Here is an 18346-nt window from a genome sequence, read left to right as displayed (position 1 = left end):
TAGAGAGCCCGTTGCCGCTACCGGAACGGTCTGAGGCGCGGGCGTGTAGGCCATTAGGCGTCAATCGGCCTTTCTTGGATCTCAATCTCGCCTGGCGCCTCGGCCGCCTTAAGCAGGGCTAGCGCCTTCTCGGCCGCGTTGCTGTCGGCATAGACGCCAAGCACGCGCCACTCGTGGGCATAGTGAGGGTCCTGCATCAGAAGCCAGACGGTCATGCTGCCTTCCAGTTCGTGACGCCCATGTCGTCGTCCTCGTCCTCGCCGTAGTCGCGGCGGCGGCGCTTGGCTTCCTCGGCCTGCGCCCGCGTCGGGGGCTGGATCTGGTCCAGCAACTGCCCAACGAGGCCCAGAGCGTCCACCTGATCATCGTGGACGCCGGCCGGAAAGCGCATCAGCTCGGACACGAAGTCAGACCGCCAAGGCGCCTGCGCGGGGACGTAAAGCCCGCCCATCGACATGCGGGCTCGGATGGACTGTGCCCGAACGCTCTTGTCATGCCGGGACGGGAACTGATGCCGCGTCGTGTAGGCTCGGCGCTCAATCGCGCGTTGCTCAAGGTAAGGCCCGAGCGCCGCGCGGATCTGCCCGCCTTCTTCCGCCCAATCGTAGGGCTGCCACTTCACGACGAGATCGCACCAAGCCTCAATCCAGCCCGAGCTATCCGTCTGCCCCCGCCAGAGATCCAGGACGTAGAGCCGCCCGTCGTAGTCGATGCCGATAACGATATGGACGGTGTAGTCGCCGCCGTCCTTCGTCACCGCGTAATCGCTGGCGCCGTAGACGCGGAGATCGTCGCGGGGCGGGAGGCTTACCGCCGGCTTGATCCAATCCCGCTCGAAATAGGCGCCGCTGTCTGGCGTCGGCTGCTGCTGATAGAGCGCCGACCAAGACCGAGCGTCGGTGTTGGCCTTCTTCTCCCGCAGGCGGTCCGCGTAACCGTACTCGCCTTCCCAAAGCCATTCGCCGGGCTGCCGGCCGAGAGGGTCGCCGGGCAATGCCTCGGCGGCAATTGAGATCACCTCCCAATCGCTTTCGCGCTCAAGGAGACGCCCCGCTAAGTCATCCTCGTGCCAGCGCGTCATCACGAGCGCCTGACGCCCGCCCGGCACCAAGCGGGTGTCCAGATCATCGTTGTACCAATCCCAGACCCGATCGCGGATGAGTTTGCTGTCCGCGTCCTGCCGGGATCGAAAGGGGTCGTCTATCAGCGAGAGCGCCGAGCGGAAGCCTGCGATACCGACGCCGACGCCGGCCGCTAGATACTCGCGCCCCGTCGTCGTCTCCCACCGACCGGCCGCCGAACTCTCGGCCGAGATGCCGTAGCCGAGGAACGTGCTGTGATCCGTGACCAGCCCGCGGACCTTGCGACCGAACCGCTCGGCGAGTTCGGAGCTATGCGAGGCCGCGATCACGTTGCCCGTGCCAGACTGCGCGAGATGCCAAGCCGGGAACAGGATGCTGGTGTACGTGCTCTTTGCCGAGCCGGGAGGCATGAACACCATCAACTTGCGGATTTCGCCGCGTGAAAGGCGCTCAAGCTGCTTTACGAGGATCTTGTGATGCGGCGCAGGCACATAGCCAGCCTGCCGGCAAAACTCAGTGAAACTCCGACGCTTCGCGCGAAGGCTTGCCTCCGCTTCCAGCCTGCCCCTCAGCGTCTCCCGATCGGCCAATGGCATCGAGGAGATCAGAGAGGAGAGCGTCGCTAATGTCGGAGAGGCCCCGACCGTCAAACTTAACCTCCTTGGGCATCAGGGATGCGATGACACGCACGTACTGCGCAGGCTCCTCAATGCGAACCCGCTCAATCGTCTCGGCGCCGTGCTGCTGGAAACTCTCGTGAAGCGCCTCAATGAACGCTTCGCCCAGCTTGTTACGCGACCCCTTCGGCCTACCGGGGCCGCCAGGATTGCCGGGCTGAAATGGTTTAAGACCGCTCGTTTTGGACACGTTACTAAACCCGCAACGCCCGATATGCCTCAACAGCCGCGCGGAACTCCGCAACGCTTCCGTGATACTGCGCCCAATCAGCGTCCGTGTAGGCGCCGAACTGATCCTGCCACTCGCGAAACCCTTCCTCGCCGATCCACGGGCAAGGCGGGCCGAACTGCGGCTTGGCGAGGAGGATAGCTTTCCCCATCGTCGTTACGCAGTGTCTTTCGGCTTGCCATTGATGCGGTGATAGGCTTGTGGGCCACACAACTCCTCAGCAATCGGGAGATGCGCCCGAGACTGGCCGTAATGGCTGCCGAGGGAGTTGAGGCCATTGCGGCCGTAGGCGCCATTAGCGCGAAGGGCTTCAGCCTTCCTCGCCTCTGCGGCTTCGATCTCTTCTCGAAAGGCTGCGCGCAAGGCGTCAAGATCGGCAATGGTGAACGAACGCTGTGCGCTGTCCCATTCGCGCTGTTGGTCCTCGCTGAACCAAGGGAACGCGCTTGCCATCGATTTGATCTCTTCTCGGATGATGGAGCGGAGGCGATCGTCGCTAGAAGGCTGCCGAAGGCCAAGGCTCTCGGAAAGCCTGTGCTCAACCTCAGAACTCAGCGTGCGTCCGTTGGCCTCTGCTGAAGCGTCAAGCGCCTCACGAATGCGGGGCAAAATCTTGAGGTTGAGGACACGGCGGGTTTCTTCGGCCGCCCTTGATCTCCGGCGCATCAGATCCTCCCGAGAATGAGCAGGATCACTAGCACGACGACGAGCAGGCCACCGAGACCCCATCCACCAGCCCGATACGGATAGGTGCCGTCTCCAGGTCCGTAGAAGCCTCCACCGAAGCCGAGGAGGATCAGAACCAGCAGAATGATGAGGATCGCGCTCACTGCTTCGGCTCCTGTCCCATCACGGCCAACACGCTCTCATGCTGGCTGGGATCGCTAGGTGCTTCCATGCCGGCATCATGTCGGATCTGAGCCTCTATGAGCCTGCGGACATGCTCTGCGGCTGAGATGCCGTGAGTGCGGGCCCGCTCCATCAGGGCGATGGCTACGTCCTCAGGGAGGCGGATGGTTGTCGGAGTGAGCCGAGCCATGATGCTATTCCGCAGCCATTAGAAGAGGCATCTGCGCGTCAGCGATGCGCTTCTCCGCAATGGCGAAATAGCCCTCGTCTCGCTCGATGCCGATGAAGCTGAAGCCTTCCAGGGCAGCGGCCTTTCCGGTCGAGCCGGACCCCATGAACGGGTCCAGCACTGTGCCGCCGGGCGGGGTGATCAGTCGGCAGAGGTAGCGCATCAACTCAGTCGGCTTCACGGTCGGGTGCGTGTTGCCCTCGCCGCGGTCGGCCTTGCTCGCTTTCGCGCTGTAGAAGAAGCGAGAGGCGGTGCCAGAGCCGCCAAATCCGACATCCTCTCGGGTCATGCCTGCAGAGCCGCCATAGATCCCGCGGCTGCCGAACTTCTGGCCGCCACCATTGCGCTGAACGGCAACGCCATCCTTCGACGTGCCGAACGCCGCGAACGCCGCCTCGACCTCCTCCGAGCCGTCGTGGATGAGGTTGGCGGGCCAGCGGCCGAGGTTGGACGGGCGCGCATTTGCGACCGTGCCCGTTCTGTATTGCTCGCGGCTGCGATCACCTGCGTGGCGCTCAAAGGTAACTACCTCGTCGCCATCAGCCGCAGTGATCCGACACCCGTCGATGTTCAGCGCCCCCGTGCCGTGCGCGAGCACGCTCTGCGCGATCGTGCCCTGGAGGGGTTTCCTCGCCAGCGTGACGGGCTCCAATGCGGGTTTTAGGCCGGTCCCGAACCCTTCGAACTCTTGTTTGAGTTTGCCACACCGCGGGCACGCGCCACGTCCGTGTAGTGCTCCTCCATCCAGTGCGTCAGATGGTCGGCATACACCTTCAGGTTCTCCTGTCGGTTGTCCGACCGATCCCGGTTGATGTGATGCACTTCCTCGCCCGACCTCAGCGGCCGGCCCAGCATCTGCTCCGCGACCAAGATGTGCTCCAGCACGTACCCGTTCGCGCGTGCCCTCGGGTGCGCCGGGTTGCGGATCATCCGATAGCCCTTCTCGGGCTCGATGTAGCTGCCGCCCCGCCAAGCCGGATTGTTCTCCCCCGCAAGGTTGGGGTTCGGGCCGCGCGTCCCGAAATTCGGGTGCGCCGCATTCCGACAGGCCCGAGAGCAGAACTTCCCCGCGTTTGCCTTCAACGTCGATGGGCGCCGGTACATCGGCGTCTCGCACCTGTCGCAGGTCACATTCGGGTAGCGCCGGGGCTTCGTCATGGCTACATGGTACTGCCTTCCCCCCTCCCGCGCAATCGCACATCGGAGCGCGGCGCAGATTGAAGGACTTGCTAAACCCTACGCCGTAGAGCCAAGCGACCATGTCCCGGATCTCGAAGCCGGCATCCTCGATGGCGACCGTGAGGCGGTGATGCATCCGTGTGCCGCCGAACGCGAGCAAATGCCCGCCCGGCTTCAGAACCCGCAGCACCTCGGCCCAGAAATCAGCCTGGAACGCGATCCCTTCCGGCCCGTCCCAGACCTTGCCCATGAAGTTGATGCCATAGGGCGGGTCGGTCACGACGGCATCAACACTGCGTGAGGCAAGCGTCGGCATCAGGGCGAGGCAATCGCCCTTGAGCAGACGCAGAATGGGCAAGAAGCCTCCGAATAGCAAAAGGGCCGGCAACCCTTCGGTCCCGACCCTCGCGGCGCAATACGCGCGCCTAGCAATTCCGCACATTTTGCACATCGTTCAAGGTGTGTCAAGCGGGCTTTCGGCGGCGGGGCATTTCATACACTGGCGTCCGCGCCGCGTGCGGCATCATTTCGGGAGGGCATACGCACATTCCGTCGTCAGTCGGCTGCGGTACGCTGCTCGCCGCCTTGCGAGGCAAACTGTAATGTTGACGGACAATGAACTCCAACTGAGAACCAATGCTCCGACAATTCGCCTCCGCGTCATCCGCGATGCGGTCGTAAAGCTCAGCAGCGAAACGAACGCCCATCGCTTTATCCTTCCGTGAACTCATCCTCACCTCCACATGCGCGAGAGCGCGTTAAGACCTTCCTTGAGGCTGCCGATCTGTGACGGCAAGCGTATGTCCTCGTCCAGCAGGCAGACGATGGTCAGCATGCGCGACGCCTCTCCGGGCTCTGCCGCGTGGCTGAGGGCGTGCTTGGCGCCGGCCATGTCCTCGCGGATGCGGGCGATGTCGTGATCGTCCGGCCCATCGTCGCAGGCCAGTCCCGCTGCGCGGTTCAGGTCAATGCCCTGGATACGCGGACTGCTGCTGAGTACGAGGCGGGCATACCGGGTCGCCACCATCGTGTACCGGATGCCGATCGCGTGCTGGTCGCGGTCAATCAGCTTCCGCCGGTAGAGGCGGCCGAGGGATGAGCCCAGCAGAGGGTCTTCCGGCTTGCTCTGTCCGCGCCTGTGAGGCTGATTGAGGGCGATGGCGACGACATCGGCCGTTCGTTCTTTGCGGGGCTCGCGCTGATAGTCGCCGTGCGGCTCACGATGCCGGGGACTGATCGCGTGGCGATCCCTTTTGAGACGCTTGCGGGCAGTGGCCATTAGTCCCCCGGCTTGGTTGAAGTGCGCTCAATGGTGCGGCCGCAAGTCGTGCAGACATCGCGGACATACGTACGACGAACCCAATCACGCGGGTCTAAGTGGCTGGCTTTCGTCAGCGACGGGGGGAAAATCGGCTCGCTCTCGTCGTAACGAGGCTCAAAGCGACAGTGCCGAACCCACGCGTCCCGCATTGGGCACTCGTCAGCCATCAGCCCTTCCTCTTCTCTGTGACGTGGAGACGGTAGAGGGGGCGGTATTGCCAAAACCAAATGCAGTCTCCGAAGCCGCCGCAATGGAACTCGCCCTTACGCTCAACTGTCTCAAGCCAGATTGTCTCGCCGTCTAAGCTGACGGGCCGCCAAGCGAACCAGCGATGCCAGTTCGTCAGGCGCTCGTACCGGCGCTCAAGCCAAGCGTGCGAAATGCGCATGGTCAGCACTCTCTCGGCTTCTCAGAGACGGGGGTCATGCGGCCTCCTCAAGCTCAGAGGCGCAGGTCAGGCCGCACTCGGCGTCAAACTCGTCGTCGGGATCGTCAAAGAGGGTCGGAGAGGCGGCGACATGCGCGGCCATCTCAGCGTACGAGCGCGCCCGCTCAAAACGCTTCCCACCGGCCTCCTGCTTCATCCACCAATGGGCCCGGCTGGGGTCATCTCGGATGATGGCCTCTAGGCTGCCGCGCGACTTGAGGAAGCAGAGATCACAGTTCCCCTCATGCCCTTTGAGGGCAAGATCGAACGGTTGGGCCGCCCAAAACTCCATCACATCGCGCTTCGTCACTTTCGCCTTCGCGAGGGGCATGGCCGATTTCCATCGGTGACCGGACTTCTCATTCTCGGCGAGTTTCTTCAAAACCCGCATGCCCTCGTCGTGCCGCAGCCCGATCACGTTCGCCCACCGCTCCCAGCCGAGCGACCGGCAGAACGCCTTTATGGGTTCCACCTTCAACTCACGGCTACAGAAGCGTTGCAGCGGGTTCGGCAGTCGTCCACGCAGCGCAATCAAGCCCTCAAATGGTTCGCCATTACGCGCAGCCGACCGATAGCCGACAACCTCAAATCGCTGCGGCATGGGCCGCCACTCAATCCACGCGATCTCGACACCCCAGCGCACGCCGCAATCGCGCACAAATCGCAACGTCTCCTCGCGCTCCTGCCCCGTGTTGGCGAAAGCCACAACCACGTCATCCGGCAACCGGCCGTCATGCGCGCTCAGGATCTGATGCAGCATGTAGCCGGACGTTCTGCCGCCCGAGAACGAGATCAGCGCCGGCCCCTGGATGAAATACGGGTTCATGCGCTCTCCCTCTCCGCACGGGCTGATGGCTGACGACTGGCCCAGATCGCTAACCATTCGGAAATCGCCGTGGCGTCGTCCGCGTCGAATTCCATGTAGAAGGCAAGGTCATTTCCGCGGACGACAGCGAGATAAGCCCAATCTCCTTCCTCTCCGATCTCTACACGCTCGTCGCCGTGAGTGAATATGAGGACTTCATCGGGCATCATGCGGCGTTCCTTTCCGCTTCCCGGTCATTCAAATCGGCAATCGCTTTCGCAAGGCGCTCTGTCTTAGCCTCACGCAACAGCCGCTCATTCTCAGGCTCACCGTTGCGCATTTCGGCTATCAGCTTGGCGACTGCGGCCACGTTCGCGGCTCGCTCGTCGGCCGTGGTGTCCCGGTCAACGATCTCGGCATCGAGGATCTGGCTGAGGCGGTGCAACTCCGTCTCGATGTCCAGCGTGCCGAGCTTCGCTTCCGCGCGGATCTGCGGCGCGGTCGGTGCCTTATCGGCCTCCCAGCGAACCTGCTGCTTCCCCTTGATGAACCGGCTCGCCGCCGCATTCACTGCCCAGGTCGGGCAATCGTCCAGCGCCCGACACACGAGGCTAGCGTGCTGCTTGGCGCTCTCGGGGCTGATCCCATACGTCGGGAATGCGCTCAGAAGGGCCGTGACGGTCGGCAGCAACGTTTCGGGGCTCGGTGTCAGGCAATCAATCAGATGCCGCCTACGGGCCTCCAATGCGTCGCGTTCAGCATCCGAAGGAGCGATGCCAGCGCTGATCAGCTTATGGCCGGGACGGTCGCCGTCCTCTAGCCGGTTCTGAAACTTGCTGACGAGATCCAGCAGCGGCCTAGTGGCGGGAACCGGCGACGAGCCGGGGGCGGAAGCCGTTTGCGTCAGGGTTCCCATAAAGATCCTCCAGGGCTTCGCGAGTGAGGTCGTGGTACGGGTTGGCGCGGCCTTGCCGGGCAGGAGGCGGCGAAGCGCGCGGGCGGCGACGGCCCACCTCGCGGAGGCGGTTGCGAAGCGTCCGCGGCCAATCCAGCTTCCGGGCTTTCTGACCGCCCTCGGACATCCAGAAATCGCAGAACTCAGCCAGCGCCTCGTCGGCCTCTTGCTCGCCGAGGCCCATCTCGGCGCACACGGCGCGAGCCTCTGGGCTCTGCGCGAAGTCTGCCGGGATGCGGCGGGCCCTCGCCGTGTCGGCTGGCTTCTCAGCCGCGGCAGGGCTTCCGTCAGCCCCCTCGTCACCGGCCCCTTCAGGGGCTGTCGATCCGCTAGGATCGACTGGGGTATCTTCTATCTTGTTAGGGATAGGGATAGGGATAGGGATAGGTGCTTTCGTTTTGCTATCCTGCTGCGAACCGGCTAGGTTCTCGGCATCGTTGTTTTCCAACGACTTAGGCCGCCCACCACGCTTGCCATTCTCGCGCCTGACTTCAGCAAGTTTGCTGACGTGAGCGCGCTCTTTGCTCAACCGCTTCTGCGTCCAGAACCCTCCCTCAAGGGTCCAGAACTCCATCACAACCGGCTTGATGCGGAGCCATGTGCGGCGGTCGAGGCGAGCCCAGCGGGCAAGTTTGTCGTCGTTGTCAGCAAGGCGGCACTCCGGCGAGCGCCACGCCACCATCATCAGCATGAGGTAAGCGCCCGTTTCCTGCGCGGAGAGGTGCCCCGTGTCCGCGATGAACGCGTCGGTAAACAGCGGCAGGTGCGGAAATGCGCTCATTTGCGCTCCAGCTTCTGATAGCGGGCGATGATCGCGCGGCGGGGGATCGCGCCGAACGTGTCGAACTCAGCGAGCGCGGCGGCGCGGCCGGCAGGGTCCGCAATCCGGCCGAGATGAGCGCGCAGGCGCCAGCCCTCGGGAGCCGTCTCGCAAGCCTGAGCGAGCCACTTGCTGCGCTTGGCGCGAAGCTCAGCGCTGATGCCCTCAGCGAACGGACCTAAGCCGCGGAGATCCGGGCCGCTCATGCCGACACCTCTTGCTCTGCGAGAGAGGCGAGGATGGCGTGACCGATCATCTCGGGGATTTGCGGGACGACTGAGTTCCCGCAGCCTTTAAGTCGGTGTGCCCAATCGGAAACCCCATCAACCACTCGGTCAAAGTTGGGTTGATCCATCCCTTGCGCAGAAACTTGAGCGAGAACGGGTGCCACTTGAGGGAAGTGCCGATTTTGGCGCCAGATTTTCGCGTTCCGCCGGCGAGCTTCCGCCGCATCGCGTCGTGTTGGAAAGCTGAATGCCCCAGCGAAGCGTCTGGAGTGGGCAACGATCCAGACCCGATCTCTCGAATGCGGGGCACCAACGGCATCCGCCGTGATGCAATCCCATTCCGCATCGTACCCGAGCGAGGCCAAGTCTCCGAGAACTCGGCCCATTCCGCAACTAAGCAGCGCTGAGACGTTCTCCACGATAATGAAGTTGGGTCGAAGCTCGCCAGAAAGTCGGACGATCTCAGACCATAGACCGCTGCGTTCACCGCCAATGCCGACGTGCTTGCCAGCCGTGCTGATGTCCTGACAGGGGAAGCCGCCGCAGATGACATCCACGGCAATTCCATCTGCGCGGAGACGGTCTGCGGTAAGGGTGCGCACGTCATCGTAGCAAGGAACCTCAGGCCAGGGCTTTGCCAGCACGCGACGGGGAAAGGGTTCGATCTCGCAGAAGGCGACCGTCTTGAAGCCGCCCGTGCGCTCGAGGCCGAGCGAGAAGCCGCCAATTCCTGAAAACAAGTCGAGGACGCGTAGCGGGGTCATGCCGCCACCTTCCTGACCGCCGGAACCGGCTGCGTCGGCAGAGCGAGGACAAAGCAGCCCTCACGGTCAGAGACCCACTGGATCTCAACCCGCTGGCAATCGCTGTCGTCACGGACGGCGCCGACGCGGACAAGCAGATCGCAGATCGGCTTCAGAAGCCCATCAATGTCCCGCTTCCGGTTGTCGGGCTTGCCGACCTTGATCGTGAGAGCGTAGGGGCCTTCAAGGCGCCGGCCGTCCTGGCAGGCGATCTGAACAAGCCACTCGTTCTCAGCGATCCATGCCTTGTAGCGGGGCATTTTCACGCGACCGACGCGGGGCACGTTCCGGTACAGGTTGTTGACCGGCGGCGGCAGGGTGCAGGTGAAGCTAATCACGGCTCGCCTCCACCCACCACCGGCGCAGTCTCTCCCGCTGCCTGTCGAAGAAGAGCACGAGCCTTCGCCACAGAATTGCGGCGAGCCCCGGCGACTTCCTCGGTAACTTTGGTGTCATGGGCGAGCTTCCTAAGCTGGCGTTGGCGCTCGACTTCGTAGGCGTTGGATATTGACGTGAGCACGTCCGCCCAAATGCGCTTGGGCGCGCGATAGCGCAGCGACCAAAGTTGGCCGTACTCTATGCCGTGACGGCGCGCGATGCGCCGCATGGCGTTATCGGTGTCGCCGGGCCCTCGGGTTTCCCAGCGCAGAAGGTCGCCGCACAGGCTCTTGGCCTGCAGCACTTCAGCCGTGACCATTTGCAGATCCCGCAAACAGGTTTTGCACATCGGCAGATCCGTCCGTGTGAGGAATGAACTCACACGGGCAGGAGGCCGAGACGTGAACAGGAAGGGGGACGCGACTTACAACCGTAGACCGGGCGATCCGGTGTTCTTTGACGACGAGTACGTTGACGCCCTTCGGCAGGAGGGCAGGCGGTGGAGACCCGGCAAGGTCCACAACCGCCCTGATGTGACGGAGCGCGGCGGCGGCAACCGCCCGCCCGTACAACTGGAACTGTTCAGTGAAGTGGATCATCGGCCGACCTTCGGCCAATCTGCAGACCAAAGGCGCGCGGTCATCTCGCGAGGATCGGCAACCTCTTCCAGTCCGAGGGCCGCGATCACGCGACCAACGCGCACGTAACCGTGGCGAACCGTGGAATGGTCGAAGCCGCCGAGCCGCTTCCCGATCTTCTCGAAGGACAAACCCGTTTCGCGGCGGGCCAGCCAGAACAGGATATGCCTAGCCCTAGCAAGATCCCATTCGGAGCGACCACCCTGGCTCTGCTCCTCAGCGCGGATCTCAAGAGGCATCAGGCCGACAACCCGGCACACCCTCGCGGTCAGCTTGCTTACGTCGCCGCGGAAGTCGTCTCGGTAACGGGGGCGACCATTGACGAGGCTGTAAACGGCGTTCTGCGAGCACTTCAGTTCGTCGGAGATGCACTTGTACGTCCAGCCCTCACGGCGCCACTGCAGGATCTGCTCTTTCGGCAATCGAGTGGCCTTGCCACCCCGCAGCCAGCCGCCGCGGGGCGGCGGGATGTCGTGAACGTGATCGTGGACCGTGCAGAGGCCGCACCGGAATTTCCGGGCAAGCTCACGCTGCGAAATGCCTTTCGCCCGCAGGCGCCGCATCTCCTTGACCTGAGAGGCGAGCATGGAGCCATCAGGGGCGCGGTCCCAAGGCTGAGCTGGGCGCTTACCCTTCGGCTTCGCGGTGACAAGTTCGCGGTTGACGATCGGCGTGGCGGGCCGGACGTGCGCAAAGCTGGGACGGCTGGTGAGGAAAGGGATGTACCCGGACATCAGGCAGCCGCCTCCGTCTCATTGCTGAGGACGGGGGCAGATGGCGGCGAAACGAAGAACCATTCGTCCCGCCACTTGATGCGGCGCCTGCGAGCCTCCGCACGGATGCGCGCAAGTTCGTCGCGGGACGGCTCGAGAGAGCCCCGCTCCCATTTGGAAACGGTCGATTGGCCGACGCCGGCAATCGCTGCCATCTGCGTCTGCGTGATCTTCAGCACTTGGCTGCGGATGAAGAGAAGCGGCGTCATGAACCTATTCGTAGTCGAATAGGCATGAGCATGTCAATGGCTCATTCGTTTTCGAATTTGCATTCTCGCGGCTACGGTTGCGACATGCACCGCATGGACGTGAAAGAGATCATGAGAGCCCTCCTGGCAGCGCCTGCCACCGGAGGCCGCAAGCCCACGCAAGCGGAAGTTGCAGAGCTTCTAGGCGTGAGCCAGTCCACTGTATCCAAGTGGGCCACCGGCCGGGGCGTCCCCGAGTTCGAGCAGGCGCAGGTGCTGCGTAGGGTCGCGATCGAACGAGGAATTTTAACGGAGGTCACACACGGCCTTGCCACAAACCGTACGGTCGCTATCGTAGGTTGTGTTGGCCTTGGCGAAGAGGTCGAGTGGTTTTCGCAGGGGGATGGCGTGTCCCTGGAACTCGTCGAGCTTCCCTTTCCCGTACCCGAAGGGTGCTTCGCACTAGAGGCTCGCGGAAATTCTATGCACCCCCGCGTGAAAGACGGCGAGGTTATCGTTGCCCGGCAGAACGGCCATACGGTTGAGGACCTAGTAGGCCAGGAGGTCGTGCTGAGGGTGAAGGACGGCCCCTATTTATTCAAGACGCTTCGGCGCGGGATCGGCGCCGGCCGGTACACCCTTGAGAGCTTCAACGCCCCCTCGCGCGAGAACGTCGAGGTAGAGTGGGTCGCCGAGCTTTGGGCGATTGTCCCCAACCGGCGGTGGGTCAAGGTAGGATAACGTCAGGCATAATCGCCATTCGAAAGCGAATAATTGCGCTTGACGGCATATTCCTAGTCGCATAAGAATGGCGGTGTCCACGGAGACACCGCCCCATGTCCATTCGCCCCATCGCCCTGATTGAGGAAGCGCAGAACGCCCGCGTTTCGTCGTTCGCCTCCTTCTCCGACCCTGTTCCTGGAAGTGCCCGGCATTCGGCTGGGGTTGAGCGCCATCTGCGCAAGTTCCGGCCGCTGACGGAGCGCCTTTACGAGGCGACTGGCGACTTGAACCTCGTCGTTGCCGGCCTCGCGGATCGCCAGTTCCTCAGCAATGGCGACATCGCGATCAAGAAGGCTTTCGCTGACTTTCAGTCGCATCTCGTCCTTCTTATGGAAGCCTACTGCGAGGCGACCCGCAGCGACGAGTTCACCAGCAATCCCGCCGACGCGAGCGACATCGAGGACATGCGCCTCGCCATGCTCGACACGTTCGAGGCCATTCGGGAGGGCCGCGCGTCGTGAGGCAGCAGGATCTCCCTCCCTATCGCATTCCTTCCGATGGTCGCAGGGCCATCGTCACGGAAGGCGGGCTGACTGTCGCGACCTTCACCCGGCATGCCGGCGGGACCGACATGCGATCGGCTGAAGACGCGGAGGCGGTCGGCGCCTTCCTCGTCAGAGCCAGCAATGCGCATCGCGACCTCTGCCGAGCGCTGAGCAATTGCCGGGCTCAATTGGCCCTCGTCTCTCAGCTTCTCGCATCGTCCGACAAGAAGCCGAGCGGCGAGCTTCACGCCGAGACGATTGCCATTCTCGAAACCTCTCAGGCCGCCATCGCCAAAGCGGAGCAGCAGCCATGATAGCCTCAGCCTTCATCCTCATGGCCGTCGTCATGGCCGTCTTCGTCGCCCTCTACCTCGTCGTGGTGTCTAAGGACTTCGCGGCGCAGACCGAGGCGGCTCTTTACGACCCGCTCGCTCCCGAGCCTGAGATTGACCAAACGGCTCTCTCGATCTCGGCAGGCGTGCTGATCGCGGCCTTCATCATCGGCTCCTCGCCGCTCTGGCTGGGGCTGTGACCATGAACACGCCACTCAGACATGACGTGCTCATCGGGCAGGCCGTCCTAGACGAGATCCGAGCCGCTGGGATTGACGAGGACGACGCGGATTTCGCCGCCCTTGTCGATGCCGAGTGCGACACGCTGGAACGCCTGCGCCGCATCATCCGCTTTGCGCGCCACACGGAAGCGCAGAGCAAGGCTCTCGGCGAGATCCAGGCCGAGATGCGGGAGCGCAAATGGCGCCTCGACAAGAAGGCCGGGGACCTTCGGGCCGCCGCGCTGTGGGCTCTCGGCGAACTCGGCATGAAGAAGCTTGAGGCTCCCGACTTCACCGCCAGCGTTAGCGAGAGCCGGCCCAAGGTCGTCATCACCGACGAGGCTGCGATCCCCGATCAGTTCTGCCGGATCAAGCGCGAGCCCGACAAGACAGCCCTTCTGGCAGCCCTGCTGCGTGATGAGGTGCCGGGCGCCGATCTCGGTAACGGCGCTCCATCCCTGACTGTGAGGACGCGATGAGCGCCGACCAGACCATCCGTGACGTACTTAAACGCTATGACGTGCCTTACGAGGGCAACGTCTGGCAGGTTCAGAGCGCGCGGGTCATCAAACACGCTGCGCTTGAGCAGGTAGCTGCCAGCGCAGGCATCCGCTTCGACCTTCCGACCATCCTGCGCAATGAGCGCGACGAGGCGGTCATGCTGGTCGCCGGCACGCTCGGCGATGTCCGCGAGTGGTCTATCGGCGAGGCGCTGGTCAACGTCAATTATCGGGTTTCCGGCAAGCAGGCCGCCTACGTCTACGCGATGGCCGAGAAGCGAGCGAAGGATCGAGTGATCCTGAAACTCGTGCAGCTTCATGGCCTCGCCTACAGCGAGGACGAGGCGGACGACTTCAAGCAGGGCGGGCAGGACAAGGCGCAGGCAACCGCCCGGCCGCCGGCCATGTCAGTTGATCACATGCTGCATGAGATCGCCGAATGCCCCGATGAGGCGGCTCTCGCGGCACTCAAGGCCGATCATACCTTCCGGCTTGGCTACAAAGAAGCCGACGAACTCTCACAGCAACGCATCAAGCAGGCCCTCGCCAAGGCAGCAGAGGAGTGCGCAGCATGACTGAGGATCTGTTCAACTGGCAGCCTCCAGAGCAGCCGCCCTTCGTTCGCGGAAGCGACACGTCAGAACGGGCTGCCGACCGCATCGCAGGCTCCGTCTCTCACCTTCGCAAGGTGGTGTTGGACGCGATTGAGCGGGCCTCATCCGGCATGACCTGTGACGAGTGCGAGCACGTCACCGGCCTTCGCCACCAGACCTGCAGCGCCCGTGTCCGTGAGCTGGTCCAACTCGGGCTCATCAAGGACAGCGGCGCTCGTCGCCCTACCCGTTCAGGGCGAAATGCCCGTGTGTATCTGAGGGCTGCGTGATGAGCACACGTCGCAGGCAGGCCATCCTCACTGACAGCTCTGAGAACGTCACGGAAGCGACGTGGCGCGCGACCGACGACGACACCGCTTGGTTTGCCAAGCATCGGCGCCGGACCTTCCGCATCCGCCGTGTCTTCCCCGGTGAGTTCCCCAGCCCTGCAACGCATGTAGTCGCAGCGGCCGTAGAGCCGGGTGTGGTCGTCAAGTCGAGCATCTTCTCACCCGACACGGACCCGCCAAACACCGACATGCTCGGCGAGACGCTTTGGCAGTCGTGGGGACATGAGCCGCTGTCGAAGAAGTGGGGCGAGAAGGTCGCGCTCTTCCGTGCTCAGCCAATGGGGAATGCGTGATGGCCGACGCAATCCAAGCCACCTACGTCAAGATGGCGACCCTTGTAGACGGCACCATGCGGGTCGTCCTTGATGTTGAGCCTAGCGCAGCGGCTGATGCCTTTCGCCTTCTCGGCAGCCCAGGAACGCCTATCGCAGTCGCTAGGCTGACGAACGAGGCTGCACAGGCTGCCACAGGCCCCCTCTCACAAACGAGAGAGGGGGAGCGCAAGCCTCTCAGCCTGCCGCAGAAGGTGGCGCTGACGTGCGAGCGCGGCGACTTCCGCCGCTACCTTGAAGAACGCTTCTCGCGCCGCTGGTCTGCCGAGCAGGGAGATGCCGCCGAGATCGTTCGACAGATCCTCAACGTGAACAGCCGGGCTGAAATAACAGAAGGGTCGGGCGCCTCTTACCGCTGGCGCGACCTTGAGGCCGACTTCCACGACTGGCAGCGGAGGGCCGCGTGATGGCTTCCCGCAAGCGCTGGTCCGCCTCTGCCCGGCTCCGCATCTTCCTCGCCCACAACGGGCACTGCCACGTCTGCGGCGGGAAGATCACGGTCGGAGAGGCGTGGGACCTAGACCACATCATCGCGCTCGCCCTTGGCGGTGACGACGAGGAAGGCAACCTAGCGCCGGCTCACCGGAAGGGCTGCCACGCTGGCAAGACGGCCGCCGAGGACGTGCCCGCGATAGCGAAGGCCAAGCGCCGCGCTCAGCGCCACCTCGGCATCAGGAAGGCCAGCAAGCCCCTGCCGTGTGGCCGCAACAGTCCCTTCAAGAAGCTCTTTTCCGGGGAGGTCGTTCGCCGTGACAATTCCTGAAATCCGCGAGCAGATGCTTGCCGCCGCCGCACAGACCTTCGACCCGGCCATCGCCGAGCAACTGAAGGTTTGGGAGCAGCATCTCCACCGCAGAGCCCCTGTGCGCCGTGCCCCAAGGCATTGCCGGCCGCTCACAGATGCCACCGCAGACGCGATCAAGGAATACGCCGCCGCTCACCCGAGGGCCGGATACCAGATCATGAGCGCCCGGTTCGGGGTTTCTATCGGCAGAGTGTCCGAGGTCCTGGCTGGCAAGAGGATTTGAGGCCGTGACCCTCCCCCCGCACACAGCAGACCGAGGAACCTCAATGTCAGACGTGAGAGAGACGGCCGATCATGAGTTCAAGGCGCATCCCAGTGTGTTCTACCCTGCGAAGCGCGGCGACAAGACCTTCGAGTTCCGCAAGGACGACAGAGGTGGCTTCCACGTCGGGCAGACGGTCCGACTGCGGTGCTACCACCCGGAGGAAGGCTATCTCGACGAGCCCCCGCTGGATCGCGTCATCACTGACATTCTCTACCCCGGCCAGTTCGGCCTGCAGCAGGGCTACTGCATCCTCTCACTGAAGGGTGCAGCCCTCTCAGCACCAGTGGTAGCGGGAGGGGGATCAGGAGTTGCGCCCGTAGTGCCAGAGGGACTGCGAAACCTCCGCACCTATTCAACGGACCACGATCGTAGGCGCGTGTCGTTGATGGTGGTCGGAGGCGACAGCGATAGCGAATGCCTCGCTCGCGTCGTCACAGACGCGCACCTCCTGCATGAGACCATAGAGAGATCCCTCCTCGCCCCTGAGACAGGGAGAGGGGAGTATAGCGCGTCCCCTTCGGGGTCGGACCACTCATCAGAGACCAAGCCCTTCGGTCTTGGCGCTTCGCGTGAGTGTTCCTCGCGCAGAGCCTGCCGGTACTGTGGCGCCACAACTCAAGAGACCTGCACTACAGACGCAGAGCATGCATCGTGCCCCTTCCTGCGCGACATTGAGGCTGATGAGGCTTGGTCGCGCAGATACACCTCCGAGGAGATCCAGTGCGCCCTAGAAGATGTCGCTGGCTGGCTTGAAACGGAGGGCGGCCGGGAGAAGCACGCTCGCACCATCCGCGTCGGTGCCCGGCGGATGCGCGAGGAGGCGAGCATCAGGCGTCACGTCCAGGCATTAGGAGCCGCCATTTCCCGGCGCGAATGGTCTGAGGTCGAGGCTGCACACGCCGCTATCCGCGACGCTGCGAAAGCCTGAGGGGGCAACTATGCGCGCAATAGAATTCGCTGCAACCGTGGGATTTGACGCCTTGCGGGTCGCGATGGGCGGCAGGCCACGACATCACGACGTTGAAACGATCTGCCAGTGGCTCAGGCATGTCGCCGCGCCACGCGATGGAAGCGCCGAAGGCGGCGAGACCGAAGGGCTCGATCCGAAGGACGAGAGCGCGGTGCCCGCGACCAGCGGGCAGGCGCCCGTGGGCATCCCCATGCTCGTCAAGGACGCCCAAGGCTACCACGCGCTAGGCGAAGATGGCACGCGGTTTAATCTTGCCCAGGCGCCCGAACCCCCTCGGACAGGAACAGAAGGTGGGGGCGCGTGATGGTAGGCGGCAAGCTCATTGAGATCATGCCGATGCGGCTTCGTTCGGGTCGCGACGTGCTTCGGCTCTGGGTGGTCGAAACCCAACCCGGCTACGAAGGCGAGTGCGCCGTCTTCTGCGAGCCCACGGACCGTCTGCCGGCCTTGGGCGACACAATCTGGTGGCAGGGCCGCGAGATCCTGTTTGACCGCGACCGGCAGAAGCTTCGCAAGGTCGGATACTCCTTTGACCCGAGCCGCGACAGTGGGGGCGCCTCCCATGACTAATCCCTCAAGCCCCGCCCCCGACACGACAGGGCTGCGGGAAGAGATCGGCGCCTTCTTCCGCAAGAGGCTTGTGGGCTACTGCCCTGACTGGCCTACGCGCGCTGCTGAGTGGACTGATGCTCTCCTCGCTTTGCCGCCCCTCGCATCCCTCTCCGAGAGGCTGAAAGCCGCCGAGGAAGAGCGGGACGCCGCTATCAAAGCGCGAGAGAGCGCGGAGGAATGCGCCAGCCGCTACTACCGCTGCATGGATCGCCGTGCCGACCGCATCATGGAATTGACCGAGGAGAAGGTCGCCGCAGAGGCCCGCGCATCCTCCCTCGCACAGTCGGTAGAGGCTGCCCTGACCGAAGCTCCCAAGCCCGCATCCATCCGTCTCATGGCCGGAGAGATGACCGGCCAAGAAATGCGCACGGCTCAGGCTGTCGCCAATGGGATCGCTGCAAAGGTTCGATCCGCCCTCTCTCAGGAGACTACCGATGCCCAAGGTTGAGAGCGGGGAGATCGTCACGCCTGAGATGCTTGCCGCGGCTTGGGGCGCTTGGCGGTCTCGTCACAAGGAC

General features: G+C 63.7%; 33 protein-coding genes and 2 pseudogenes. 15 read left to right on the top strand and 20 right to left on the bottom strand.

The window, feature by feature from the left end:
• Positions 1-53 precede the first annotated feature (53 nt).
• The 20 genes and pseudogenes from J2X36_RS10480 to J2X36_RS10405 all read right to left on the bottom strand — a co-directional run bounded on the left by J2X36_RS10480 (position 54) and on the right by J2X36_RS10405 (position 11601).
• Positions 54-215, bottom strand: coding sequence for a hypothetical protein (locus J2X36_RS10480; RefSeq protein ID WP_310349270.1), 162 nt, complete (start codon positions 213-215; stop codon positions 54-56).
• Entirely contained in the window at positions 212-1732 is a 1521-nt protein-coding gene (terL, locus tag J2X36_RS10475; RefSeq protein ID WP_310349267.1) for a phage terminase large subunit, read from the bottom strand. Before terL ends, J2X36_RS10480 begins: the two co-directional genes overlap by 4 nt.
• Before the next feature lie 412 nt (positions 1733-2144).
• On the bottom strand, positions 2145-2654 hold the full coding sequence (locus J2X36_RS10470) for a hypothetical protein (RefSeq protein WP_310349263.1): 510 nt from the start codon (positions 2652-2654) through the stop codon (positions 2145-2147).
• Positions 2654-2818: a DUF3309 domain-containing protein gene (locus tag J2X36_RS10465; RefSeq protein WP_310349261.1), complete on the bottom strand. Its 165-nt coding sequence runs from the start codon at positions 2816-2818 to the stop codon at positions 2654-2656. Before J2X36_RS10465 ends, J2X36_RS10470 begins: the two co-directional genes overlap by 1 nt.
• Positions 2815-3027, bottom strand: a complete 213-nt coding sequence (locus tag J2X36_RS26875) for a ribbon-helix-helix protein, CopG family (protein ID WP_405029766.1) — start codon at positions 3025-3027, stop codon at positions 2815-2817. The genes J2X36_RS10465 and J2X36_RS26875 overlap by 4 nt, the downstream gene beginning before the upstream one ends.
• A 4-nt stretch (positions 3028-3031) precedes the next feature.
• Positions 3032-3295, bottom strand: a pseudogene (locus J2X36_RS26870) (DNA methyltransferase); the annotation flags it as partial.
• Between the two features lie 431 nt (positions 3296-3726).
• Positions 3727-3921, bottom strand: a complete 195-nt coding sequence (locus tag J2X36_RS26865) for an HNH endonuclease (protein WP_405029770.1) — start codon at positions 3919-3921, stop codon at positions 3727-3729.
• 400 nt (positions 3922-4321) lie between these two features.
• Positions 4322-4561: pseudogene (locus J2X36_RS26860) on the bottom strand (DNA methyltransferase); the annotation flags it as partial.
• Positions 4562-4709: 148 nt separating this feature from the next.
• Complete coding sequence (locus J2X36_RS26855; RefSeq protein ID WP_405029765.1) at positions 4710-4952, bottom strand: TA system antitoxin ParD family protein; 243 nt, start codon at positions 4950-4952, stop codon at positions 4710-4712.
• Between the two features lie 26 nt (positions 4953-4978).
• The gene (locus tag J2X36_RS10455) at positions 4979-5524 is read right to left on the bottom strand and encodes a hypothetical protein (RefSeq protein WP_310349257.1); all 546 of its coding nucleotides are present in this window, start codon (positions 5522-5524) and stop codon (positions 4979-4981) included.
• 464 nt (positions 5525-5988) lie between these two features.
• Positions 5989-6819, bottom strand: coding sequence for a phosphoadenosine phosphosulfate reductase family protein (locus J2X36_RS10450; protein WP_310349254.1), 831 nt, complete (start codon positions 6817-6819; stop codon positions 5989-5991).
• Positions 6816-7028 carry a hypothetical protein gene (locus J2X36_RS10445; RefSeq protein ID WP_310349252.1) on the bottom strand — a complete coding sequence of 71 codons (213 nt, stop codon included), beginning with the start codon at positions 7026-7028 and terminating at the stop codon, positions 6816-6818. Before J2X36_RS10445 ends, J2X36_RS10450 begins: the two co-directional genes overlap by 4 nt.
• Complete coding sequence (locus J2X36_RS10440) at positions 7025-7714, bottom strand: hypothetical protein (RefSeq protein ID WP_310349250.1); 690 nt, start codon at positions 7712-7714, stop codon at positions 7025-7027. The genes J2X36_RS10445 and J2X36_RS10440 overlap by 4 nt, the downstream gene beginning before the upstream one ends.
• Positions 7656-8534, bottom strand: coding sequence for a DUF1376 domain-containing protein (locus tag J2X36_RS10435; protein WP_310349248.1), 879 nt, complete (start codon positions 8532-8534; stop codon positions 7656-7658). The genes J2X36_RS10440 and J2X36_RS10435 overlap by 59 nt, the downstream gene beginning before the upstream one ends.
• Positions 8531-8779 (bottom strand): hypothetical protein, encoded by a 249-nt coding sequence (locus J2X36_RS10430; RefSeq protein WP_310349245.1) that lies wholly within the window; start codon positions 8777-8779, stop codon positions 8531-8533. Before J2X36_RS10430 ends, J2X36_RS10435 begins: the two co-directional genes overlap by 4 nt.
• Positions 8776-9564: a DNA cytosine methyltransferase gene (locus J2X36_RS10425; protein WP_310349242.1), complete on the bottom strand. Its 789-nt coding sequence runs from the start codon at positions 9562-9564 to the stop codon at positions 8776-8778. The genes J2X36_RS10430 and J2X36_RS10425 overlap by 4 nt, the downstream gene beginning before the upstream one ends.
• Positions 9561-9941, bottom strand: coding sequence for a RusA family crossover junction endodeoxyribonuclease (locus tag J2X36_RS10420; protein WP_310349239.1), 381 nt, complete (start codon positions 9939-9941; stop codon positions 9561-9563). The genes J2X36_RS10425 and J2X36_RS10420 overlap by 4 nt, the downstream gene beginning before the upstream one ends.
• Positions 9938-10300 carry a hypothetical protein gene (locus J2X36_RS10415; RefSeq protein WP_310349237.1) on the bottom strand — a complete coding sequence of 121 codons (363 nt, stop codon included), beginning with the start codon at positions 10298-10300 and terminating at the stop codon, positions 9938-9940. Before J2X36_RS10415 ends, J2X36_RS10420 begins: the two co-directional genes overlap by 4 nt.
• Before the next feature lie 276 nt (positions 10301-10576).
• The gene (locus tag J2X36_RS10410; RefSeq protein WP_310349234.1) at positions 10577-11353 is read right to left on the bottom strand and encodes a helix-turn-helix domain-containing protein; all 777 of its coding nucleotides are present in this window, start codon (positions 11351-11353) and stop codon (positions 10577-10579) included.
• Positions 11353-11601, bottom strand: coding sequence for a helix-turn-helix transcriptional regulator (locus tag J2X36_RS10405; protein WP_310349231.1), 249 nt, complete (start codon positions 11599-11601; stop codon positions 11353-11355). Before J2X36_RS10405 ends, J2X36_RS10410 begins: the two co-directional genes overlap by 1 nt.
• A gap of 93 nt (positions 11602-11694) precedes the next feature.
• Between J2X36_RS10405 and J2X36_RS10400 the strand changes: the two genes are divergently transcribed.
• The 15 genes from J2X36_RS10400 to J2X36_RS10330 all read left to right on the top strand — a co-directional run bounded on the left by J2X36_RS10400 (position 11695) and on the right by J2X36_RS10330 (position 18276).
• Positions 11695-12321, top strand: a complete 627-nt coding sequence (locus J2X36_RS10400) for an XRE family transcriptional regulator (RefSeq protein WP_310349229.1) — start codon at positions 11695-11697, stop codon at positions 12319-12321.
• A gap of 95 nt (positions 12322-12416) precedes the next feature.
• Positions 12417-12824 carry a hypothetical protein gene (locus J2X36_RS10395; protein WP_310349226.1) on the top strand — a complete coding sequence of 136 codons (408 nt, stop codon included), beginning with the start codon at positions 12417-12419 and terminating at the stop codon, positions 12822-12824.
• Positions 12821-13162, top strand: coding sequence for a hypothetical protein (locus tag J2X36_RS10390; protein WP_310349224.1), 342 nt, complete (start codon positions 12821-12823; stop codon positions 13160-13162). Before J2X36_RS10395 ends, J2X36_RS10390 begins: the two co-directional genes overlap by 4 nt.
• Positions 13159-13380 (top strand): hypothetical protein, encoded by a 222-nt coding sequence (locus J2X36_RS10385; protein WP_310349221.1) that lies wholly within the window; start codon positions 13159-13161, stop codon positions 13378-13380. Before J2X36_RS10390 ends, J2X36_RS10385 begins: the two co-directional genes overlap by 4 nt.
• Positions 13381-13382: 2 nt before the next feature.
• Positions 13383-13880: a siphovirus Gp157 family protein gene (locus tag J2X36_RS10380; protein WP_310349218.1), complete on the top strand. Its 498-nt coding sequence runs from the start codon at positions 13383-13385 to the stop codon at positions 13878-13880.
• Positions 13877-14476: a hypothetical protein gene (locus J2X36_RS10375; RefSeq protein WP_310349215.1), complete on the top strand. Its 600-nt coding sequence runs from the start codon at positions 13877-13879 to the stop codon at positions 14474-14476. Before J2X36_RS10380 ends, J2X36_RS10375 begins: the two co-directional genes overlap by 4 nt.
• Positions 14473-14784 (top strand): hypothetical protein, encoded by a 312-nt coding sequence (locus J2X36_RS10370; protein WP_310349212.1) that lies wholly within the window; start codon positions 14473-14475, stop codon positions 14782-14784. Before J2X36_RS10375 ends, J2X36_RS10370 begins: the two co-directional genes overlap by 4 nt.
• Positions 14784-15137 (top strand): hypothetical protein, encoded by a 354-nt coding sequence (locus J2X36_RS10365; RefSeq protein WP_310349210.1) that lies wholly within the window; start codon positions 14784-14786, stop codon positions 15135-15137. Before J2X36_RS10370 ends, J2X36_RS10365 begins: the two co-directional genes overlap by 1 nt.
• Positions 15137-15583: a hypothetical protein gene (locus J2X36_RS10360; RefSeq protein WP_310349208.1), complete on the top strand. Its 447-nt coding sequence runs from the start codon at positions 15137-15139 to the stop codon at positions 15581-15583. The genes J2X36_RS10365 and J2X36_RS10360 overlap by 1 nt, the downstream gene beginning before the upstream one ends.
• Positions 15583-15939: an HNH endonuclease signature motif containing protein gene (locus J2X36_RS10355; protein WP_310349205.1), complete on the top strand. Its 357-nt coding sequence runs from the start codon at positions 15583-15585 to the stop codon at positions 15937-15939. The genes J2X36_RS10360 and J2X36_RS10355 overlap by 1 nt, the downstream gene beginning before the upstream one ends.
• Complete coding sequence (locus tag J2X36_RS10350) at positions 15926-16204, top strand: hypothetical protein (RefSeq protein WP_310349203.1); 279 nt, start codon at positions 15926-15928, stop codon at positions 16202-16204. Before J2X36_RS10355 ends, J2X36_RS10350 begins: the two co-directional genes overlap by 14 nt.
• 43 nt (positions 16205-16247) lie before the next feature.
• Positions 16248-17174, top strand: coding sequence for a DUF3850 domain-containing protein (locus J2X36_RS10345; protein ID WP_310349201.1), 927 nt, complete (start codon positions 16248-16250; stop codon positions 17172-17174).
• A gap of 52 nt (positions 17175-17226) precedes the next feature.
• On the top strand, positions 17227-17520 hold the full coding sequence (locus J2X36_RS10340) for a hypothetical protein (protein WP_310349199.1): 294 nt from the start codon (positions 17227-17229) through the stop codon (positions 17518-17520).
• A complete protein-coding gene (locus J2X36_RS10335) occupies positions 17520-17786 on the top strand; it encodes a hypothetical protein (protein WP_310349198.1) in 267 nt (88 codons plus the stop codon). The genes J2X36_RS10340 and J2X36_RS10335 overlap by 1 nt, the downstream gene beginning before the upstream one ends.
• Positions 17779-18276 (top strand): hypothetical protein, encoded by a 498-nt coding sequence (locus J2X36_RS10330; protein WP_310349195.1) that lies wholly within the window; start codon positions 17779-17781, stop codon positions 18274-18276. The genes J2X36_RS10335 and J2X36_RS10330 overlap by 8 nt, the downstream gene beginning before the upstream one ends.
• The last annotated feature ends 70 nt before the right edge of the window (positions 18277-18346 follow it).

This window comes from Methylobacterium sp. BE186 (genome assembly GCF_031457035.1).
Classification (GTDB): Bacteria; Pseudomonadota; Alphaproteobacteria; order Rhizobiales; family Beijerinckiaceae; genus Methylobacterium; species Methylobacterium segetis.
Note: the sequence above shows the minus strand (reverse complement) of the source record. Positions and strands in the feature narration are given on the sequence as shown.

Coding starts and splice junctions, on each gene's coding strand:
- J2X36_RS10355 (WP_310349205.1), top strand. CDS start 15,583: ATGGCTTCCCGCAAGCGCTGGTCCGCCTCTGCCCGGCTCCGCATCTTC.
- J2X36_RS10345 (WP_310349201.1), top strand. CDS start 16,248: ATGTCAGACGTGAGAGAGACGGCCGATCATGAGTTCAAGGCGCATCCC.
- J2X36_RS10335 (WP_310349198.1), top strand. CDS start 17,520: ATGGTAGGCGGCAAGCTCATTGAGATCATGCCGATGCGGCTTCGTTCG.
- J2X36_RS10375 (WP_310349215.1), top strand. CDS start 13,877: ATGAGCGCCGACCAGACCATCCGTGACGTACTTAAACGCTATGACGTG.
- J2X36_RS10450 (WP_310349254.1), bottom strand. CDS start 6,819: ATGAACCCGTATTTCATCCAGGGGCCGGCGCTGATCTCGTTCTCGGGC.
- J2X36_RS10395 (WP_310349226.1), top strand. CDS start 12,417: ATGTCCATTCGCCCCATCGCCCTGATTGAGGAAGCGCAGAACGCCCGC.
- J2X36_RS10455 (WP_310349257.1), bottom strand. CDS start 5,524: ATGGCCACTGCCCGCAAGCGTCTCAAAAGGGATCGCCACGCGATCAGT.
- J2X36_RS10400 (WP_310349229.1), top strand. CDS start 11,695: ATGGACGTGAAAGAGATCATGAGAGCCCTCCTGGCAGCGCCTGCCACC.
- J2X36_RS10445 (WP_310349252.1), bottom strand. CDS start 7,028: ATGATGCCCGATGAAGTCCTCATATTCACTCACGGCGACGAGCGTGTA.
- J2X36_RS26855 (WP_405029765.1), bottom strand. CDS start 4,952: ATGGGCGTTCGTTTCGCTGCTGAGCTTTACGACCGCATCGCGGATGAC.
- J2X36_RS10385 (WP_310349221.1), top strand. CDS start 13,159: ATGATAGCCTCAGCCTTCATCCTCATGGCCGTCGTCATGGCCGTCTTC.
- J2X36_RS10425 (WP_310349242.1), bottom strand. CDS start 9,564: ATGACCCCGCTACGCGTCCTCGACTTGTTTTCAGGAATTGGCGGCTTC.
- J2X36_RS26875 (WP_405029766.1), bottom strand. CDS start 3,027: ATGGCTCGGCTCACTCCGACAACCATCCGCCTCCCTGAGGACGTAGCC.
- J2X36_RS10480 (WP_310349270.1), bottom strand. CDS start 215: ATGACCGTCTGGCTTCTGATGCAGGACCCTCACTATGCCCACGAGTGG.
- J2X36_RS10430 (WP_310349245.1), bottom strand. CDS start 8,779: ATGAGCGGCCCGGATCTCCGCGGCTTAGGTCCGTTCGCTGAGGGCATC.
- J2X36_RS10330 (WP_310349195.1), top strand. CDS start 17,779: ATGACTAATCCCTCAAGCCCCGCCCCCGACACGACAGGGCTGCGGGAA.
- J2X36_RS26865 (WP_405029770.1), bottom strand. CDS start 3,921: ATGCTGGGCCGGCCGCTGAGGTCGGGCGAGGAAGTGCATCACATCAAC.
- J2X36_RS10440 (WP_310349250.1), bottom strand. CDS start 7,714: ATGGGAACCCTGACGCAAACGGCTTCCGCCCCCGGCTCGTCGCCGGTT.
- J2X36_RS10405 (WP_310349231.1), bottom strand. CDS start 11,601: ATGACGCCGCTTCTCTTCATCCGCAGCCAAGTGCTGAAGATCACGCAG.
- J2X36_RS10410 (WP_310349234.1), bottom strand. CDS start 11,353: ATGTCCGGGTACATCCCTTTCCTCACCAGCCGTCCCAGCTTTGCGCAC.
- J2X36_RS10380 (WP_310349218.1), top strand. CDS start 13,383: ATGAACACGCCACTCAGACATGACGTGCTCATCGGGCAGGCCGTCCTA.
- J2X36_RS10365 (WP_310349210.1), top strand. CDS start 14,784: ATGAGCACACGTCGCAGGCAGGCCATCCTCACTGACAGCTCTGAGAAC.
- J2X36_RS10470 (WP_310349263.1), bottom strand. CDS start 2,654: ATGCGCCGGAGATCAAGGGCGGCCGAAGAAACCCGCCGTGTCCTCAAC.
- J2X36_RS10435 (WP_310349248.1), bottom strand. CDS start 8,534: ATGAGCGCATTTCCGCACCTGCCGCTGTTTACCGACGCGTTCATCGCG.
- J2X36_RS10370 (WP_310349212.1), top strand. CDS start 14,473: ATGACTGAGGATCTGTTCAACTGGCAGCCTCCAGAGCAGCCGCCCTTC.
- J2X36_RS10415 (WP_310349237.1), bottom strand. CDS start 10,300: ATGGTCACGGCTGAAGTGCTGCAGGCCAAGAGCCTGTGCGGCGACCTT.
- J2X36_RS10360 (WP_310349208.1), top strand. CDS start 15,137: ATGGCCGACGCAATCCAAGCCACCTACGTCAAGATGGCGACCCTTGTA.